This window comes from Nocardia sp. NPDC058176, assembly GCF_042883805.1.
In the GTDB taxonomy this organism is placed as follows: domain Bacteria; phylum Actinomycetota; class Actinomycetes; order Mycobacteriales; family Mycobacteriaceae; genus Nocardia.
The window spans coordinates 296,977-314,826 of sequence record NZ_JBHVVA010000006.1 but is presented as its reverse complement, the minus strand read 5'-3'; the positions used below and the strand labels follow the sequence as shown (position 1 = coordinate 314,826).

The 17,850-nt window shown below is 69.4% G+C and carries 17 protein-coding genes; 2 read left to right on the top strand and 15 right to left on the bottom strand.

All coding sequences use genetic code 11. The features are described 5' to 3' along the window. Nucleotides 1-37: 37 nt before the first annotated feature. Nucleotides 38-538, bottom strand: a complete 501-nt coding sequence (locus ACFVVM_RS28000) for a hypothetical protein (RefSeq protein WP_387624213.1) — start codon at nucleotides 536-538, stop codon at nucleotides 38-40. Nucleotides 539-597: 59 nt separating this feature from the next. Next, the gene (locus tag ACFVVM_RS27995) at nucleotides 598-1,911 is read right to left on the bottom strand and encodes a DNA polymerase IV (protein WP_387624359.1); all 1,314 of its coding nucleotides are present in this window, start codon (nucleotides 1,909-1,911) and stop codon (nucleotides 598-600) included. 169 nt (nucleotides 1,912-2,080) lie between these two features. Between ACFVVM_RS27995 and ACFVVM_RS27990 the strand changes: the two genes are divergently transcribed. Continuing rightward, nucleotides 2,081-2,956: a UTP--glucose-1-phosphate uridylyltransferase gene (locus ACFVVM_RS27990; RefSeq protein WP_387624210.1), complete on the top strand. Its 876-nt coding sequence runs from the start codon at nucleotides 2,081-2,083 to the stop codon at nucleotides 2,954-2,956. A gap of 4 nt (nucleotides 2,957-2,960) precedes the next feature. On the opposite strand, the gene ACFVVM_RS27985 is transcribed toward ACFVVM_RS27990, so the two are convergent. The 4 genes from ACFVVM_RS27985 to ACFVVM_RS27970 form a co-directional block, all read right to left on the bottom strand. Continuing rightward, nucleotides 2,961-3,491, bottom strand: coding sequence for an NlpC/P60 family protein (locus ACFVVM_RS27985; protein WP_387624207.1), 531 nt, complete (start codon nucleotides 3,489-3,491; stop codon nucleotides 2,961-2,963). A 300-nt stretch (nucleotides 3,492-3,791) separates the two neighbouring features. Next, the gene (locus tag ACFVVM_RS27980) at nucleotides 3,792-3,929 is read right to left on the bottom strand and encodes a hypothetical protein (protein WP_387624204.1); all 138 of its coding nucleotides are present in this window, start codon (nucleotides 3,927-3,929) and stop codon (nucleotides 3,792-3,794) included. A gap of 2 nt (nucleotides 3,930-3,931) precedes the next feature. After that, the gene (locus tag ACFVVM_RS27975) at nucleotides 3,932-4,690 is read right to left on the bottom strand and encodes an alpha/beta fold hydrolase (protein WP_387624202.1); all 759 of its coding nucleotides are present in this window, start codon (nucleotides 4,688-4,690) and stop codon (nucleotides 3,932-3,934) included. Then, nucleotides 4,687-5,751 carry an isopenicillin N synthase family dioxygenase gene (locus tag ACFVVM_RS27970; protein ID WP_387624200.1) on the bottom strand — a complete coding sequence of 355 codons (1,065 nt, stop codon included), beginning with the start codon at nucleotides 5,749-5,751 and terminating at the stop codon, nucleotides 4,687-4,689. The genes ACFVVM_RS27975 and ACFVVM_RS27970 overlap by 4 nt, the downstream gene beginning before the upstream one ends. Before the next feature lie 163 nt (nucleotides 5,752-5,914). Here ACFVVM_RS27970 and ACFVVM_RS27965 point away from each other — a divergent pair, with 163 nt between their 5' ends. Next, on the top strand, nucleotides 5,915-6,478 hold the full coding sequence (locus ACFVVM_RS27965; RefSeq protein WP_387624197.1) for a helix-turn-helix domain-containing protein: 564 nt from the start codon (nucleotides 5,915-5,917) through the stop codon (nucleotides 6,476-6,478). Nucleotides 6,479-6,535: 57 nt separating this feature from the next. Here ACFVVM_RS27965 and ACFVVM_RS27960 read toward each other — a convergent pair whose 3' ends face one another. The 9 genes from ACFVVM_RS27960 to ACFVVM_RS27920 form a co-directional block, all read right to left on the bottom strand. Next, a complete protein-coding gene (locus tag ACFVVM_RS27960; RefSeq protein WP_387624194.1) occupies nucleotides 6,536-6,901 on the bottom strand; it encodes a hypothetical protein in 366 nt (121 codons plus the stop codon). 275 nt (nucleotides 6,902-7,176) lie between these two features. Further along, the gene (gene ileS, locus ACFVVM_RS27955; protein ID WP_387624192.1) at nucleotides 7,177-10,311 is read right to left on the bottom strand and encodes an isoleucine--tRNA ligase; all 3,135 of its coding nucleotides are present in this window, start codon (nucleotides 10,309-10,311) and stop codon (nucleotides 7,177-7,179) included. 286 nt (nucleotides 10,312-10,597) lie between these two features. Next, entirely contained in the window at nucleotides 10,598-10,801 is a 204-nt protein-coding gene (locus ACFVVM_RS27950) for a hypothetical protein (RefSeq protein ID WP_387624189.1), read from the bottom strand. A 91-nt stretch (nucleotides 10,802-10,892) separates the two neighbouring features. Further along, nucleotides 10,893-11,756: a DivIVA domain-containing protein gene (locus ACFVVM_RS27945; RefSeq protein ID WP_387624187.1), complete on the bottom strand. Its 864-nt coding sequence runs from the start codon at nucleotides 11,754-11,756 to the stop codon at nucleotides 10,893-10,895. Between the two features lie 60 nt (nucleotides 11,757-11,816). After that, the gene (locus tag ACFVVM_RS27940; RefSeq protein WP_302875002.1) at nucleotides 11,817-12,119 is read right to left on the bottom strand and encodes a YggT family protein; all 303 of its coding nucleotides are present in this window, start codon (nucleotides 12,117-12,119) and stop codon (nucleotides 11,817-11,819) included. An 89-nt stretch (nucleotides 12,120-12,208) separates the two neighbouring features. Continuing rightward, nucleotides 12,209-12,961: a cell division protein SepF gene (locus ACFVVM_RS27935; RefSeq protein ID WP_387624184.1), complete on the bottom strand. Its 753-nt coding sequence runs from the start codon at nucleotides 12,959-12,961 to the stop codon at nucleotides 12,209-12,211. A 187-nt stretch (nucleotides 12,962-13,148) separates the two neighbouring features. Next, nucleotides 13,149-13,889: a YggS family pyridoxal phosphate-dependent enzyme gene (locus ACFVVM_RS27930; RefSeq protein ID WP_387624182.1), complete on the bottom strand. Its 741-nt coding sequence runs from the start codon at nucleotides 13,887-13,889 to the stop codon at nucleotides 13,149-13,151. 37 nt (nucleotides 13,890-13,926) lie between these two features. Next, the gene (pgeF, locus tag ACFVVM_RS27925) at nucleotides 13,927-14,658 is read right to left on the bottom strand and encodes a peptidoglycan editing factor PgeF (RefSeq protein WP_387624180.1); all 732 of its coding nucleotides are present in this window, start codon (nucleotides 14,656-14,658) and stop codon (nucleotides 13,927-13,929) included. A 58-nt stretch (nucleotides 14,659-14,716) separates the two neighbouring features. Continuing rightward, nucleotides 14,717-17,764, bottom strand: coding sequence for an AAA family ATPase (locus ACFVVM_RS27920; protein ID WP_387624178.1), 3,048 nt, complete (start codon nucleotides 17,762-17,764; stop codon nucleotides 14,717-14,719). Nucleotides 17,765-17,850 lie beyond the last annotated feature (86 nt).

Here is a 17,850-nt window from a genome sequence, read left to right as displayed (position 1 = left end):
ATGATCACTCCGGCCGGGGCTCGGCGAACGTGGCGGATCAGGCGCAGGCGACCGACTGCTGGCCCAGGTTGGTGAGCATGGTGCAGGCCCAGGTCTTCTGGACCTTCCACTTGCCGTCCTCGGCCACGAACGGCACGTCGACGACGTTGGTCTGCTCGTTGATCGTGAAGTCGGCCGTGGCGTTCACGCTTTCACCGAAGGAGGTCACCTCGGTCACCACGACGACCACACCGGCATCCTGCGCGGCCTGGGCGAGCCGGTTCGGCAGCTCCGGATCGGCCTCGCCGCCCTGCACGAAGTCCAGCTTCTCCTCGTTCGGGATCGAGGGATCCAGCGCGGTGTTGAGCTGGGCGTTGAGCTCCTCGACGGTCGGCACCGCCGGGAGGTCGGCGGCGGCGGTCGTCGGGGCGGCGGCCGCGCTGGTGGTGGTCGTGGCGGCGGTCGAGTCGTCCTTGTCGTCGCTGCACGCACTCATGCCCAAAACGGCGACCACGGCCAGGCCCGCGATCGCGACACGTCCGGTCCTACGAAGCTTCATCCACTCGTCCTTTGCGTTCGGGGTGGGCGGGATTTCATCGCGGTAGCCGAGGCTACTCCTCAGGCGAGGCTGCCGAGCGGATCGGCCCGCGACAACCCGCTGTCGTCGGCAGGAAAAGTACGCGCCGGACCCGGACCTGTCGAGCTGGTCTCGAACCGCACGGTCACCACGCCGTAGCCAGCGCCCTGCACCCAGCCGTGCCCGAATTCGGGGTGGTGCACATCCGTGCCCGGAAACCATTGCCCCGCAGGCATATTCAGCGGCTCGTCGGCCTCGGCCGGTGGCGCCCCGGTGCGATCGGCCGATTCGACGCCCACATCGTCGGGCACCGTCTGGTCGAGTTCGGGGAACAGCGACTCCTGGCGCACGTCCGAGAGCCCGCCGTACCCGACGCCGACCAGCCGGATCGGTCCCAGCTCGACCGGATCGATCGCCGAGCGCTGCGCGGCCGCCGACAGGGTGGACAGGTCGGCGGTGGCGTAGGGCAGGGTGAACGATCTCGTCACGATGCCCATATCGGATTTCTTGAGTTTGAGCACGACGGTGCGCGCCGCGCGCCCGTCCCGTTCGAGCCTGCGGTGCGCGGCGGCGGCCATCGCCGTCACCGCGACACGCAGGTCGGGCAGGGTGACGATGTCGCGTTCGTAGGTGTTCTCGGCGCTGATCTGTTTGGCCTCGGCGCGTTCGGCGACCGGCCGGTCGTCGATGCCGCGGGCGAGCCGGTGCAGCGCGGCCCCGACACTGCCGCCGAGGATCGAGGCGGCCTCCGATTCCGGCAGCGCGGCGAACGCGCCGACCGTCTCGATCCCGAGACCGCGCAACCTGCTCTCGGCCACCGGGCCGATCCCCCACAGTTTGCGCACCGGCAGCGCGGCCAGCAGTTCCCCCTGTTCGGCCGGTGAGATCACCCGCATGCCATCGGGTTTGGCCAGGCCGGAGCCGATCTTGGCCAGCTGCTTGCCGGTCCCTGCCCCGATCGAGGCGGTGAGACCGGTTCTGGCGCGGACCAGTTCGCGCAGCATCGCGCAGTACTGTTCGACCCGCTCGACGCTGGCCCCCGCCAGTTCGGCCGGTTCGGCGAAGGCCTCGTCGAAGGAGAGCGTCTCCAGGACGGGAACGCAGCCGCGCAGCGTGTCGAACACCTGCGCGCTCAGTACCGAATACACGGCGCCACGCGGGGGCACCACCACCGCCGAGACACCGATCAGCCGCCGGGCCTGATGCATGGGCATGGCCGAGCGCGCGCCGTACACCCGCGCCTCGTAGCTGGCACCCGCGACGACACCGCGCTGACCCGCGCCGCCGACCAGGACGGGGCGGCCGCGCAGGGTGGGCCGCGTCAACTGCTCGGCCGAGGCGAAGAAGGCGTCCATATCGATGTGCAGCACCCAGCGGCGGGCGGTGACGGCCGCATCAGCCCTGGCCGGGGCGGTGGCATCGGTGCTCACGCCCGCAATCTACGCGCCGGCTCCGACAGGTCTTCGGTCCCTGGTGTCCGCCGTGCCACAGCGGCGACACAGCCGGATATGTGATGATCGGTGGATGAAGATCCGTAAGGCTGTCATTCCGGCTGCGGGAATCGGCTCCCGGCTGCTTCCGCTGACCAAGGCGACGCCGAAGGAGATGCTGCCGGTCGGGGACAAGCCCGTCATCGAGCACACCGTGCGTGAGCTGGTCTCCTCCGGGATCACCGACATCACCATCGTCGTGAGCAGCGGCAAGTCCCTCATCCAGGATCACTTCCGGCCCAATCCCGCCCTGGTGGCCCAGCTCCGCGCCGACGGCAAGTCCGCCTACGCCGACGCGGTGGAGGAGGTCGGCGAGCTCTCGCGCGCCGGTCACATCACCTACCTCGACCAGCACGGCCCCTACGGCAACGGCACCCCGGTGCTCAACGCGGCGCGGCACCTCGGTGACGAGCCGATGCTGGTGCTGTGGCCCGACGACGTGTTCGTCGCCGAGGTCCCGCGCGCCCAGCAGTTGATCACCGCCTACGAGTCCACCGGCTGCCCGGTGCTCGCGCTGCTGCCGATGGAGCCGGGTGAATCCCAGCGCTACGGCGTGCCGGTGGTGCGCGAGGACCTCGACGACGGGCTGCTGCGCATCTCCGGCCTGATGGAGAAGCCCAAGCCCGAGGACGCCCCCTCGGCGTTCGCGGCCATCGGCGGCTACGTGGTGACCCCCGGCATCATCGAGGAACTGCAGGCCCAGACCGAGAACTGGTACACCCACAAGACCGGTGAGGTGTACCTGACCGACGCGATCAACAACTACGCCGCCAATCACGCGGTGTACGGCCAGGTGATCCAGGGCCGCTGGTACGACACCGGCAACCCGGCCGACTACCTGGTCGCCCAGTTCGCCTCGGCGCTGGCCCATCCCGAGTACGGGCCACTGCTGCGCCAGCTCGTGGACTGAGGATTCAGAAGCGCCGGATCGTGAAGATGTCGTACTCGCGCAGGGGGTGCAGCCCGACCGGGACACCCCAGTCACGGGCGTCGAGGATGTGCCCCATACCCGCGTAGATGCCGACGTGGGACCCGTCGCCGTTGAGGACGACGACATCGCCTGGGGCCAGGCCGCCGAAGGTCACCGGCATGCCGACCTCGGCCTGCTCCCAGGTGGTGCGCGGCAGGTGGACGCCGACCTGCCGGAACGCCCACTGGACCAGTGCCGAGCAGTCCCACGAGTGCGGGCCCATCGCGCCCCATTCGTAGGGCTTGCCGATCTGGGTGGTGGCGGCGGTGAGCGCGCCGATGCCGGTGGCGCTGGGTAGCGGGATCGCGCCCGATCCGCTGGAGCTGCCCGAGCCAGATCCCGAACCGCCGGACCCGGAATCACCGGAGCCGGACGCGCTGCCGGTCTGTGACCAGGCGGGACCGGCGAGAATCAGGGTGGTGACCATGGTGGCGACGAAGCCGAAGAGTAATCGTCGCAGGATTGTTCGTCTCACGCGCGCGCCCTTCCTCACGGCCGGACGGCACGCGCCACCGGCTGGTCGGTTATCGGGCGGCATCGCCTGATCCACGGGTGAGCCACCCACTGATCCGGTGCCGCACCGGGGCGTTACCACCCCGGGCGCGACACCGTTTCCTCAGGACAATCGTCACAAACAGTCACTGCAGCCTCAGCGGGTTCCATGCGCATCAGCAGTAACGATAACGATTGTGCCCGAAGACCCCCGTGATGTCACACGCATCAGCAACTTTTCAGCATAGAAATGGTCGAGCCGGCGCAACGGCCGCGGACGGTTTCAGCACCACAGCTGCGGGAGTGGGCGGTGGTGCGGCTGCCGCTGTTCGGCGGTACTGCCCTGTGGCGGGAAGGCCGTGGCGATCTCCGCACGCACGGCGAGGGTGAGTCGCTGCCAGATCCGGCGCGTCCGTGGCATGTTCACGATGCGACTCCCACACCGAGGACGGTCGAGGAGAAGGACAGGATCGCCGCCGCCGTGGCGTCGGGCAGGCACAGTTGCGGTGCGTGATCGCTGTCGAGGGTGTGCACCTGGGCGCCGGGGGTGAGTTCCTGCATCCGCCGCTGCACGGCGAGCGGGACAGAGCGGTCTTCGGTGGCCTCGATGTAGAGGCGCGGCAGCGCGCCGAAACGGTGCGCGGTCCATGACGGAACCAGGAAGCGCGCTGATTCCTGTTGCGCGGCAACCCTGTTCGCGGCAGTGATCGCGTCGGCGGGCGCCGCGCCGTGGAAGAAGATCGTCGCGGCCGCGGCGGGCGGGACCCGGCTGATCCGGCCGTCGTCGCTGATCTCGAGATGGGCGCCGATGCCGACGGTGGGCCCGAGCCCGACGTCGCGGCAGAGGTCGGGGAACGACCGGCCCGACGGGAGCATCATCCCGGCCACGAACACCACACCCGCGACCCGCTCGGCGAGGCGCTCGGCGACCTCGGTGGCGACCACGCCGCCCCCGGAGTGGCCGACGAGGACCAGCGGCCCGCGCAGCGTGGCGATCTGCGCGATGACGGCGGCGGCGACCTCACCCAGCCCCACCGGCGGACCGGCGGCGGTGGGCCCGACGCCTGGCAGGGTCACCGGAACCGGTTGCAGCCCCGCGTGTTCGAGCGACGGGGCGATCCGGTCCCACACCCACGGTCCGGCCCACGCGCCATGGATCAACACGGCGTGCGCGCCGGTCACGAGGTCACCCGCGCACCGGCGGCGAGCACCCGCGCCGCCTCCCGCACCGCCGCGGTGTTCGCCTTGCCCTGCCGCGAGCCGGCCAGCTTGGCGTGGACGTGGTCGCGAACCAGGATCGGCTCGTAGGCCAGGCCGCCATCCGCGTCGAGGTGGCTGGGCAGGGTCGCGATGGTGGCATCGACGTTGCCGTCGTGGAAGAACGCGACCGAACGGCGGCGCTGGATGGTGCCCTCGACGATCGGTGGCTTGACCCGGTGCAGGGTCGACATCCAGCGGTCGTTGGTCAGCCGGGCGGTCAGGTCGCCGAGGTTGATCAGCAGTGCGTTGTCGATGGGCGCGACATCGTGCCAGTCGCCGTCGCGGCCGAGCACCTGGAGCCCGGCGACCTGGTCGGCCCACAGCACGGTCACCAGCCCGAAGTCGGTGTGTTCGCCCATTCCGGTCAGCTCGCCGTCGAGGGTGACGGTGCCCTCCGGCAGCGCGTAGTTGTTCATGCGCAGCACGTCGATGGAGTGGTCGGTGAGCGACTCGAAGTAGTCACCGGGCAGGTCGAGCGCGTCGGCGAACACCGTGGTCAGGGTGCGCGCGACACGGGCCGCGTGCTCGAAGTACGCCTCGACACGGCCGCGGAATCCGGCGATCTCGGGCCACACGTTGAGCCCGTAGTCCTCCTCCGACAGCGCGAGTTCGGGGAACGAGCGGGCTTCGGTGCCGACGTTGAACGCCTCGAAGAAGTCGTTCATGCGGCTGGCGGACTCGAGGCCGAGGCTCAGGCTCAGCGACTCGCTCTTGGGCGGGCTGTAGCCGCGATTGCCTTCGACGCGGTAGGCCTTCTTCACCGCCAGCGGCAGCGCGAAGAACGAGTCGACCGCGGCGGCGAGCCCGGCGAGAACCCCCTCGGGCACTCGATGGCCGACTATCTGGACGAATCCGACCGTCTCGCAGGCCTTGTCCATCCGGCGGGCGACCTCGGCACGTTCCTCGGCGCCACCAGAACCGGTGTAGGCGCTGATGTCGACGACCGGGACCTCGAACCCGGACCGCGGATCGTGGCGCGACATGGGCTTCTCCTTTCGGGGCATGCCCATATCGTCCAGCTCAATAGTTTATTGCTCGGATCTATGCGGTAACGACGTCGTTTCCGGGTGTGACGGCGTGTTAAGCGCCCCGGTCAGCCGTTCGGACGGCACGGGTGCACCCTCGATCACCTGATAGCTTTTGCGCGTGGAGGACGAAGATCAGCTCATGCTCGCGCGCTCGCTCGGCGCATCGATCCGGTCGGCACGCAAGGCCGCGGGCATCACGCTGACCGGCCTGGCGGACAAGACCGAGCTCTCCCAGCCGTTCCTCAGCCAGGTCGAGAACGGGCGAACCACGCCCAGCGTGCTCAACCTGCACCGCATCGCCAAAGCCCTCGGCACCACCGCCCACGACCTGCTCGAGCAGGGCAGCCGCTCACCGACCAGGATCGTCCGCGCCGCCGAGTCCCGCTCCTACGAGCTGAGCCCGTCGGCCGTCGTGCGCTTCTGCGTCGGCGGCACCCGGCTGATGGACTGCAACGAGGTCACCGCCGGACCACACAGCAGCGCCGACTCCGCGACCACCCACGACGGCGAGGAATTCGTCTACGTGATCGAAGGCCAAGTCCGCCTCGTCATCGACGGCACCGACCACATCCTCACGCCCGGCGACACCGCCTACTACGCGGCCACGATTCCCCACCGCTGGTTCAACGACTCCGACCAACCGAGCCGTTTCCTGTTCATCGGAACACCCCCGAGCTTCTGAGCGGAATACCCTGACGGGAGGGAATCCTGTCCGCCCAACTTCTCCAGCACGACCCGATCAGTCCGGTGCGAATCCGTTGGTTTCGAATGAGATCACGACAGCAGCAACTGCGACAGAACCCAGGACGAAAGTTGCCGTGGACACCAGTGCGAAAACCCGGATCCGACGCCACAAAGACAATGCCAATCCGGTGGGAATCACGACGAGTGCCGGAATCAGCCACGTTGCCCAGTACCACATCGATATCGGCGCCGTGTCGCCTCGAAATTGTGCGGGAACCGGTGTGAGTTCGGGAACATCGAGAACATTCTGCAGCCAGGCAACCACGGGAAAATAGACGATCACCGCAAGTGCACCACCAGCGACGACACCGACGACTGAGGGCATCAGCGCGTTTCCCGATCCACCGCTCTTGCCGGTCATATCTCCACCTACCTCGAACCCGACCATGCGTGTACCGCGTTCACCGCAGACCGTGTCCTATTTTCGTAGTCGGAGTCCGTGCGAAAGTTGTACATGTCGCAGATAAGGGACTGGTCCGGAGCTCGATTCGGTGCGAATCGACCACTCTCGGCTGGGCGACCACCACGGCGGTTGAGGCCATGCCATAGCGCGTTCGAATTGCACCGCAGCAACCGCGCCTCGCAAGGACATGGAGTTATCCATATCCTTGCGAGGCCGTTGGTTGCGGGCGTCTCCTAGGCCTTCGCGACCTCGGCTTTGACGCCGCCGGTGAGGTCGGTGGCGGTGGGGCCGGTGGGGGCGAAATCGAGGGTGGTGGCGAGGATTTCGCCTGCGATCAGGTCGCGGTGGGTTTGGGCCCAGGTCAGGTGTTCGGCCGGGACCTCGAGGGTGACGGTTATCCGGTCGGAGACGTCGAGGCCCTGGGACTTGCGGGTCTCCTGCAGGTCGCGGATGAGGTCGCGGGCCCAGCCCTCGGCCTCGAGTTCCTCGGTGACCGCCGAGTTCAGCACCACCAGGCCGGCATTGCCGGGCAGGGCGGCGGTGGACTCGGGCTCGGCGGCGACCAGGCGCTGGGTGTACTCCTCGGGCAGCAGGGTGATGCCGGCGGCGGTGACGACACCGTCGGCGGACTCGCTCCACTCCCCCGCCTTGACGGCCTTGATCACCGTCTGGACCTGCTTGCCAAGGCGCGGACCTGCGGCGCGCGCGTTCACGACCAGTTCGAAGCGGCCGTGCACGGCGACGTCGGTGGTCAGGTCGACCTTCTTGACGTTGACCTCGTCGGCGATCAGATCCGCGAACGGCGCGAGCCGCTCGGCATCGGCCGCGGCGATGGTGGTCTCGGCCAGCGGCAACCGCACCCGCAGGTTCTTCGCCTTGCGCAGGCTCAGCACCGTCGAGCAGACCACGCGGACCTCGTCCATCGAGGAGACCAGCTCGGGATCGTGCGGCAACTCGTCCGCGGCCGGCCAGTCGGCCAGGTGCACCGAACGCTCGCCGGTGAGCCCACGCCAGATGACCTCGCTGATCAGCGGCAGCAGCGGTGCCGCGAGGCGGGTGACCACCTCGAGCACCGTGTGCAGCGTGTCGACGGCGTCGCGATCCTCGGACCAGAACCGCGAACGCGACCGGCGCACATACCAATTGGTGAGCGCGTCGGCGAAGCCGCGAAGTTCCTCGGTGGCGGCGGCGATGTCGTAGGTCTCGAGCGCCTCGGTGATCACATCCCTGGTCACCGCGAGCTTGGCCAGGATGTAGCGGTCGAGCACGTTCGACGAATCCGTGCGCCACACACCGGGCTTGGAGGCGTAGAGCTGCAGGAAGGTCCACGCGTTCCACAGCGGGCGCAGCGCGTGGCTGACACCCTCGCGGATACCGCGCTCGGTGACGATGAGATTGCCGCCGCGCAGGATCGGCGAGCTCATCAGGAACCAGCGCATCGCGTCGGAACCGTCGCGGTCGAAGACCTCGTTGACATCGGGGTAGTTGCCCTTGGACTTCGACATCTTCAGGCCGTCCTCGCCGAGCACGATGCCGTGCGCGGAGACGGTCTTGAACGCGGGCGAGTCGAACAGCGCGGTGGCCAGCACGTGCAGGGTGTAGAACCACCCGCGGGTCTGCCCGTTGTACTCGACGATGAAGTCGCCGGGGAAGTGACTGTCGAACCACTCCTTGTTCTCGAACGGGTAGTGCACCTGGGCATAGGGCATCGAGCCCGATTCGAACCAGCAGTCGAGCACCTCGGGGACCCGGCGCATGGTCGAATTCCCGGTCGGGTCATCGGGATTGGGCCGGGTGAGGTCGTCGATGTAGGGGCGGTGCAGGTCGTCGGGACGCACGCCGAAGTCGCGCTCGAGCTCGTCGAGCGATCCGTAGACGTCGGTGCGCGGGTAGGCCGGGTCGTCGGAGACCCACACCGGGATCGGGCTGCCCCAGTAGCGGTTGCGGCTGATGTTCCAGTCGCGCGCGCCTTCGAGCCACTTGCCGAACTGGCCGTCGCGGATGTGCTCGGGCACCCAGCTGATCCGCTGGTTCAGCTCCACCATCCGGTCGCGGAACTTGGTGACCGCGACGAACCACGACGGCACCGCCATGTAGATCAGCGGCTGGCCGGAGCGCCAGCTGTGCGGGTAGGAGTGCTCGATCGTCTCGTGCCGCAACAGCTTTCCGGCGGCCTTGAGATCCTTGATGATCACCGGGTTGGCGTCGAAGACCATCAGACCCTCGTACGGCGGCACCATCGAGGTGAACTTGCCGCCCGCGTCGAGTGGCTGGACGATCTCGATGCCGTTGGCCGAGGCGACGTCCATGTCCTCCTCACCGAAAGCCGGTGCGAGGTGGACGATTCCGGTGCCGGAATCGGTGGTGACGTAGTCGGCGGTGAGCACGCGGTGCGAGTTGGGGTGGCCGACGAAGAACTCGAACGGCGGGGCGTAGGACAGTCCGGCCAGCGCCGCGCCGTCGTACTCCCCGAGCACCTCCGGCTCCTCGCCGAACTCACGCGTGTAGTGCGAGACCCGTTCCGCGGCAAGCACATAGCGCTTGCCGTCGGCGGCACGCAGGTGCACGTAGCGCACGTCGGGATGCACCGCGACGGCCAGGTTGGACGGCAGAGTCCACGGCGTGGTGGTCCAGATCAGCGCGTTGGCGCCGTCGAGGGCGGCGAAGGGATGCTCGGCGGGCACGCTCAGCACCATGTCCACGGTGACCGCCGGATCCTGGCGCATCTTGTACGCGTCGTCGAGGCGGGTCTCCTGGTTCGACAGCGGCGTCTGCTCGTACCAGCTGTAGGGCAGCACCCGGAAGCCCTGATAGATCAGGCCCTTCTCGTGCAGCGACTTGAACGCCCACATGACCGACTCCATGAAGTCGAGGTCGAGGGTCTTGTAGTCGTTGTCGAAGTCGACCCAGCGGGCCTGGCGGGTCACGTAATCGCGCCACTCGCCGGTGTAGCGCAGCACCGAGGACTTACAGGCGGCGTTGAACTCGGCCAGCCCCATCTCGTCGATCTGCGACTTGTCGGTGATCCCGAGCTGCTTCTCGGCCTCGATCTCGGCGGGCAGGCCGTGGGTGTCCCAGCCGAAGCGGCGGTCGACCAGCTTGCCGCGCATGGTCTGGAAGCGCGGGATCAGGTCCTTGACGTAGCCGGTGAGCAGATGGCCGTAGTGCGGCAGGCCGTTGGCGAAGGGGGGACCGTCGTAGAAGACGAACTCCTCGGCGCCTGCGCGGTTGGCCAGGCTGGCGCGGAAGGTGTCGTCGGTGGCCCAGTAGTCCAGTACCCGCTGCTCGAGCTGGGGGAAGGTGGCGCCCGATCCCGCACCGAAATCGACTCGGGGGTAGGCGCCGCCGGTGGTTGTCTCGTCCGCCATCGCGGAGTGCTCCTCGTGCCGCCGCGCTGTTCGCGCGAATCCTGGGCACGGGGACGATGGCGGCGCCGGTGCGCCGTACCGCGGTACCACCCCGTTTGCCCGAACCACTCCCCATGAGGAGGGCACGAGCCTCTCGTTGTGTGAGCTGTGACGGGCTCACCCGTTCGGTTCTACTGAGCGCGCGAACACGCCGTTCTTCCGAAGGCTCCCCGGTGATGGCCGGATCAGTGCCGTGTGTTCTTCGATTCTAGCCGGGGCCGTCCACCGGATATTCCCGCGCCCGCGCTCAGTCCCGCCGGGCGTGTCGGCCCGGTGGCCGAGCATCGTCGCTGTCGGGATTGCGGATGGCCAGTGCGCTGACGAGCAGCAGAACCGCCCCGATGATGCACACCAGGATGCATCCCCAGGCCCACAGCACCGACCCGGTGGCGAGTGCGGCGACCAGTAGTCCGAATCCGACCGCAGCGAGGACGAGCGTCAAGACGAGCATGGTGACTCCCAAGCCAACCGAACGGCCCGACTATATTACCTGGTCCGAGGCCCGGGTCGCGTGGCATCGAAGGCCACGCGCCCGGAACGGCCTACTTGCCGCCCTTGGCGAACGACGAAGCGGGAGCCAGGCTGTTGGCCGAGCCATTGGTCTCACCGGCGAACTCGCCGCCGTCGACCGGGACCGCGGAGCCGCGGTTCTCCAGCTCTTCCAGCTGCGATTCCAGGTAGGACTTCAGCCGCACCCGGTACTCGCGCTCGAAGGTCTTGAGCTGCTCGATGCGGCTCTCGAGCACCGTGCGCTGCTGGGTGATGGTGGCCATGATCTCGGCGTGCTGACGCTCGGCGTCGGCGGTGAGCGCCTCGGCCTTGTCCTTGGCCTGCCGGATCTGGGTGTCGGAGCGGTTCTGCGCGTCGGCGAGCATCGCGTCGGACTTCTGGCGCGCGTCGGAGATCATCGCCTCCGAGCGGGTACGGGCGTCACCGACCAGTCGCTCGGAGTTTGCCCGCGCGTTCGACAGCAGGCCCTCGGCCTCGGTCTTGGCGTCGGTGGTGAGCCGGTCGGCCATCTCCTGCGCCAGGGTGAGCACCTTCGCGGCCTGCATGTTCGCGTCCGGGCCGGAGTTGTCCCGGACCGGCGCGGCGGCGGGCATCGGCGCGGGCGGCGCCACCGGAACCGGCGGCGCTATCGGTTCAGGCGCGGGCGGAGGTGCCTGTTGCACAGGCGCCTTCACGGCGTTGACCGGGGCGGATCCACGATTTTTCTTGGCGTCGGCCAGCTCGGTGTCGAGCTCGGCGACCCGCTGACGCAGGTCGGCGTTCTCCTCGATCAGGCGCGAGAGCTCCTGCTCGACGAGATCCAGGAAGGCATCGACCTCGTCCTCGTTGTAGCCGCGCTTACCGATCGGCGGTTTGCTGAACGCGACGTTATGCACATCGGCGGGAGTCAGCGGCATCGAAGGATCCCTTCACGCGTCTTTTGGAGAACTAGCAAGCGGTCTTCTCGATTCAGTATGTCACACGGAGGTCACGGGCTGCCCGAGCCTACCCACGATCGACATCAGGATGAAGACGACGAAGAGCAGGACCATAATCGACAGATCGAGCCGGATACCCCCGAGATTCACAGGAGGTATCAACCGCCTCAGGAGTTTCACCGGCGGGTCGGTCACCGTGAAGATGACTTCCAGCAGGATCACCACCACACCGGTCGGACGCCAGTCACGCGCGAAACTGCGAATGAACTCGACGATCACCCGACTGATCAACAACAGCCAGAAGACGAAAAGCACGAGGTACAGAACCGCGAACAGGGCCACGTCTTCACTCTGCCGCAAAATCGGCAGTGTGCAAAATGGCCGCGCCGCGCGGTGCGCGGGCGGCCATCATGGCATTGCGGTACTCGACACTATTTCTGGTTGTAGAAGCCGTTTTCGGCGATCCGGCGACGCTCTTCCGCCGATACGTCGACATCGGCGGGTGAGAGCAGGAACACCTTCGTCGCCACCTTGTCGAACGAACCGCGCAGCGCGAACGCCAGCCCGGCCGCGAAATCGACCAGCCGCTTGGCGTCGGCATTGCTCAGGTCGACCAGGTCCATGATCACCGGGTTGCCCTCCCGGAAACGCTCACCGATGATCCTGGCCTCGCCGTAGTCGCGCGGACGCAGCGTGGTGATCTTGGACAAGGGACCTCCGTCCTCGAAGATCCCTGGCCGCCGCGCGGGCGCCGGCTCGGGGCGCAAGCGCTCCTCGATCCGGCGTTCCTCGGCGTCGGGATCGACCGCGAGCGCACCGCGGGTGGAGCCGCGCATTCCGGGTGCGACACCGCCCGCCCTGAACCGGCCCGACGAAGGGGCCGTCTCGATCCTGGTCGGGCGCCGGGGCGCCTCGTAGCGATCGTCGGCGTAGGCATCGCCGACGTAATCGTCGCGACGCGCCTGGTAGGCCGACTTGTAGGCGGGCTGGGGGTAGTCGTCGGCCTCGTCCTCGAAACGCTCGGCGCCGTAGCGATCCTCGGCGTAGCGGTCGTAGCTGCGCGGACGAGCGCGGCCCACACGCTCCTCGGCGCCACGGGGGGCGTGATCGTCGACGTAATCGTCTTCGTACTCGTCGAGCGGAACCATGCCGAAGTACGCCTTGAACTTGTGCAACGTACTCATGCTTCCACCTCGCTGTCGCTCTGCTCCGGTATGACCACGCAGGTGGCTGAGCCGATGTCTCGCTCGCTCCGCTCGCTCATATGGTCGACCTTCCTTCGGGCCCCGGTGGCGGCCGGGTGTTGAAGTTCTTGCTCAGCGCCTCGTCGGCCAATCGTATGTGTCGAATGTGACTGATGAGGTTTCTTTGCTACGCCGAGGTTATCGGTCGCGCGCCCATCAAGGCGGTTCCGACACGCACACAGGTCGAACCGTGTTCGACCGCATTCTCCAAATCACCCGACATACCTGCAGAAAGTTCGGTCGCATCGGCGTGTTGGTCGAGCAGCGAAGTGTGCAAAGTCGCAAGATTCGCAAAGGACGCATCAGTGTCGGTGTCAAGGGGCGGAATCGCCATCAGACCGGCCAGATGCAGGCCCGGCGCCTTCGCCACCAGGTCGGCGAGGGCGAGCAGATCGGCCGGTGCGACACCCCCGCGTCCGGGATCGGTATCCAGGCTGACCTGCAGCAGGACCCGCAGCGGCGCGGTACGCTCGCCGGCTGCCAGTGCGTCCTGCGCGGCCCGGTCCAGCGCGATTGCCAGGCGTTCGCTGTCGACCGAGTGCACGGTGTGCGCCCACCGCGCCACGGCGCGGGCCTTGTTGCGTTGCAGACGACCGATCATGTGCCATTCGACGTCGTCGTAGCCGAGCTCGGCCACCTTGGCCGAGGCCTCCTGCTCACGGGACTCGCCGAACTCGCGCCTGCCGAGGCCGTGCAGGATCGCGACGTCGGTGGCGGGGAAGAACTTGGTCACCGGGAGCAGGCGGACCGAGCCGGGCGGGCGGCCCGCGGCGGTGACGGCGGCGTCGATGCGGGTGAGCAGGCCGTCGAGACGGGCGGACAGCTCCGCGGTGCGGGTGCCGGTCTGCTGGTCGGCGGTCGGATTCACGCGGCGATCCTTCGGCCGGCGCGCAGGTCGTGTGCGGTCATGCGGTCGGGTCCATCCAGATGACTCCGGCGATGCGGCCGGTCGGGGCGCCGCGGCGGTGACTGAACAGGGTCTTGTCCTCGATGGTGCAGCGCGGATCGAGGGCGATCCCGCCGATGCCAGCCTCGGTGAGCTGCCTGCTGATCCCGGCGCGCAGGTCGAGGCCGGGGGTCTTGCGGACGGTGGTGGTGGCGCTGCCGGGCAGGTGGGCTTCGACGTCGGCGCGCATGGCGGCGGGGACCTCGTACTGGCGGCCGGAGGCGGCCGGGCCGAGGAAGGCGCCGATCCGGTCGATCCGCGCGCCCGCCGAGACCATCGCGTCGAGCACCCGGGGCACGATGCCGATCCGCGCGCCGACGCGACCGGCGTGCACGGCCGCGATGACGCCCGCCTCGTCATCGGAGAGCAGGATCGGCACACAGTCGGCCGAGAGCACCACCAGTGCCAGGCCGGGCACGGTCGTGACCAGGGCATCGGTCACCGGGACCGGCTCGGAGCGGGGCCCGTCGACGATCTCCACGGCGCGGCCGTGTACCTGTTCCATCCACACCAGGCGGTCGGGAGTCAGGCCGATGCCCTCGGCCAGGCGGATCCTGTTGCGGCGCACGGCTTCCGGATCGTCACCGACGTGATCGCCCAGGTTGAACGAGTCGTAGGGCGGAGCGGAGAAGCCACCGGCACGGGTCGTGGTCACCCGGCGGACGGTCACGGTCTGAGCTGCGGCAGTCATGGGTCCGAGGGTAGTGCGGTCACGGTCCTACGGACTCCCCAGCACACGGTGACGTCGGTCAACCCGGGACGCGGTCCAGTTCGTCGAGCTTGCGGGCGATGCCCGCGCGACCGGTCAGCCCGAGCTTGCGCAGGACCCGGCTCAGGTGGTCCTCGACCGTGCGCGGGCTCAGATACAGGTGGGCGGCGATGTCCCGGTTCGAGTGACCCTGCGCGGCGAGGTCGGCGACCTCCCGTTCGCGCCGGGTCAGCGCGGCCGGTGCCCCGACCCGCTGGCCACCCGCGAGCCTGCGCTGCGCCGTGGTCGTCTCGGCGAGCAGCCGATGCGCGCCTGCCGCGGCGAACACCGCGCGCGCCGAGGCGAATCGGCTGGTCGCCAGGCCGAAATCGCCGCGCCGTCCCGCGATCACACCCGCCAGCAGTTCCGCCTGCGCACCGCTGACCACCATTCCGGCGCGGGCGAACGCCGCGATCGCGGCATCGGCGGCGGTGGCCGCCACCGCGAGGTCACCGATGGCCACCGAGTACTCGGCCCGCGCCAGCGCCGCCACCCCGACCTGGCTGCCGAGGCCCTGACCACGCTCGATGCTCGAACTCTCGCCGGAGGCCGAGCCGGCGCGGTCAGCGGCCGACGCGGCACCGGTGGACGCGGAGGCGGCCGGGAAGGGGAGGTGGCAGGCGGCTTCGGCTCGGGTGATGAGGGTGGCGGCGGTGGGGAGGTCGCCGGTGGTGATGGCGGCGTGGGCGGCTCGGGCGAGGTGGGTGGGGTGGAGGGGGCCGGGGCGGGTGGTGGGTGGGAGGTGGGGAGGTGGGGCGGGGAGGCCGAGGGGGCGGGCGGTTTCGGTCAGGGTGGTTTCGACGACCTGGCGCCACCAGCGCATGGCGGGGCGCGGGAGGGCGGCGACGGTGTGCCACTGGGCGGTGATCGCGGTGTCGTCGGCGGTGAACTGCAGGGTGCGGAGTTTGACGGCGGCCGCGAAGGAGAGCAGGTCGGGGTAGTGGAAGGTGGTCGCGGCGTCGGTGGCGTCGTCGGCGGCGGTGATCGCGTCGGTGAGGCGGCCGAGTTTGGCGAGGGAGTAGGCGCGCACGGTGTGCAGTTCGGCCATGGCATAGCTGCGCCCGAAGCGGCGGCTCACCTCGATCCCGCGGTCGAGGTGTGCCAGGCCCTCGGCGTCGTGGTCGAGGAAATAGGCGCACCAGCCGAGGGCGGGGACGGCGTGCACGACTTCGCGCAGGTCGGTGTCGGTGAGCAGGTCGAAGGCCCGGGCGCAGTCGCGGTAGAGGTCGGTGGCGGCCGCGAGTTGGCCGTCGGCGACCAGGCCGAGACAGCGCAGGGTGGTGGCCGCGGCGCGCACGGCGGGGTCGTCGACCGCGTCGGAGTCGAACAGGGCGCGCAGCCGGGCCTGGCCCTCGGCGTCCTGGTGGTCCTGCAGCTCGAGAATGGCGAGTTCGAGCTGCACCGGACCGTCGCCGGGTCGGCGGGGCAGGGTCGCGGCGGTGGCCAGCAGCGCCCTGGCCTGGTCGACGCGGGCGAGCATGCGGGCACAACGTGCGGCGAGCAGCAGCGCCTCCAGTTGATGCGGGCCGGCCGCGGTGACCGGGGCGAGCACCACCCCTGCCTGCTCGGCCGCACCGGACAGCAGCAGGGCCCGGCCCAGCGCCAGGGCGTCGGCGAGTGGATCGGCGACGGCGGGCGCGATGCGCTGGGCGATCGTGAGCCAGCGCGCGCTCACCGCGGGCGCGTCGGCGAGCACCTGCTCGGCGGCCCGCCGCAACTCCGTGCCCCCTGTCTCGTCCGGGCCGAGCAAGGCGTGCTCGAGATGCCTCGCGCGCACCGGCATCGGCGCGTCGCGGGCGCGCAAGGCCAGCGCCGCGCGCCGGTGAGCCATGGCCCGCCACCCGTGCCCGGCCAACCGGTAGGCCGCGGTGCGAACCAGCGGATGCGCGAAACTCACCGCACCATCGCCCACCCCGGCACTCCCTCGCCCGGCCAAGCCATCCACCGCCCCGGGCACGGTCGCCGCAGGCAGGCCAACCCCGGCAATCCCCCGCCGGACCAGGCCATCCACTGCCTCGGCCACCGTCTGCACGGGCAGATCCGCTGTCGCGCACAGCAGCTCGAGGTCGGGTGGCACACCGCAGACGGCGGCGGCCTGCGCGACCAGCCGCTCGGACTCGGGCAGCTGGGCGAGCTCGGCCCGGATCGTCCGGTCCAGCCCCGCGTAGTCCTCGCACGCCGGGTCCGGGTTCTCCCCGCACAGCGCACGATCCAGCTCCACTTCGGGCAGCTCCGCCAGTAGCGAGAGATACAGCGGATTCCCCTGCGACGCGCTGAGCAACCGCGCCCGCCGCCGCGGCCGCTCCCCCGGCAGCAACTCGGCGACATCGGATTCGGTGAACGGCGGCACCCGCACCCGCACCGCCGCGACCTGCGGCGCCCGCAACAGCCGGGTGATCGCGGCCGGACAGCCGCCGTCCCGGAACGCCAGCAGCAGCCGGAATCCGCCCGGCGGACGGTTCCGGATCAGAAAGGTCAGCACCCGAACCGATTCGGGATCGGCCCACTGCACATCGTCGACGACGAGCAAAGTCTCCACCCGGCCGAGCGCGCGGCGCGCCCACCGCGCGAGGTCGGCGTCGGTGCCCAGAGCGCTGCGCCCTTCGCTACCACGGCCTGCCACCGCGCCACCGGGCGCGACGACAGTGGAACCCGCCGAGTCCGCCATCGACGCCGCGTGGTCCATGGCGGACATCGCCCCGGCGGAGACCGCCTCGACATCCGACGACGCAACACCCGCCGTCAGCGCGACATCATCGGACGATGCGGCCGGGCGCACATCGATGTCAGGATCCGCTGGGCTGGAGTCGTCCGTGAGCTGCTCGACGATGTCGTCGACGAGGTAGCGGGGGTGCGCCTGGGCGTCTTCGGTGCCGGTGACCAGCACGACCCGGCACCGTACGGCCCGGGCGAAGTGGGCGATCAAGCGGGACTTGCCGATTCCGGCCGGGCCTTCGACCAGGAACAACCAGGGGGCGTCGGCGTCGGCGAAGGCCGTGGTCAGCGCGGCCAGTTCGGCGGCGCGGCCCACGAATGCGCGTTCGATCACCGGCCCTCCACACCTCACTGCGGCACATCGGCCGCGGACGGCCGGTGTGAGCGTAGCGCGCGACCGGGAATGCCGTGGTTTCCCGG

Excerpts from the sequence above, each read along its gene's own strand:
- ACFVVM_RS27960 (WP_387624194.1), bottom strand. The coding sequence starts at position 6,901 with ATGACCGGCAAGAGCGGTGGATCGGGAAACGCGCTGATGCCCTCAGTC.
- pgeF (WP_387624180.1), bottom strand. The coding sequence starts at position 14,658 with ATGACTGCCGCAGCTCAGACCGTGACCGTCCGCCGGGTGACCACGACC.
- ileS (WP_387624192.1), bottom strand. The coding sequence starts at position 10,311 with ATGGCGGACGAGACAACCACCGGCGGCGCCTACCCCCGAGTCGATTTC.
- ACFVVM_RS27995 (WP_387624359.1), bottom strand. The coding sequence starts at position 1,911 with ATGGACGCCTTCTTCGCCTCGGCCGAGCAGTTGACGCGGCCCACCCTG.
- ACFVVM_RS27935 (WP_387624184.1), bottom strand. The coding sequence starts at position 12,961 with ATGAGTACGTTGCACAAGTTCAAGGCGTACTTCGGCATGGTTCCGCTC.
- ACFVVM_RS27980 (WP_387624204.1), bottom strand. The coding sequence starts at position 3,929 with ATGCCACGGACGCGCCGGATCTGGCAGCGACTCACCCTCGCCGTGCGT.
- ACFVVM_RS27970 (WP_387624200.1), bottom strand. The coding sequence starts at position 5,751 with ATGTCGCGCCACGATCCGCGGTCCGGGTTCGAGGTCCCGGTCGTCGAC.
- ACFVVM_RS27990 (WP_387624210.1), top strand. The coding sequence starts at position 2,081 with ATGAAGATCCGTAAGGCTGTCATTCCGGCTGCGGGAATCGGCTCCCGG.
- ACFVVM_RS27950 (WP_387624189.1), bottom strand. The coding sequence starts at position 10,801 with ATGCTCGTCTTGACGCTCGTCCTCGCTGCGGTCGGATTCGGACTACTG.
- ACFVVM_RS27945 (WP_387624187.1), bottom strand. The coding sequence starts at position 11,756 with ATGCCGCTGACTCCCGCCGATGTGCATAACGTCGCGTTCAGCAAACCG.
- ACFVVM_RS28000 (WP_387624213.1), bottom strand. The coding sequence starts at position 538 with ATGAAGCTTCGTAGGACCGGACGTGTCGCGATCGCGGGCCTGGCCGTG.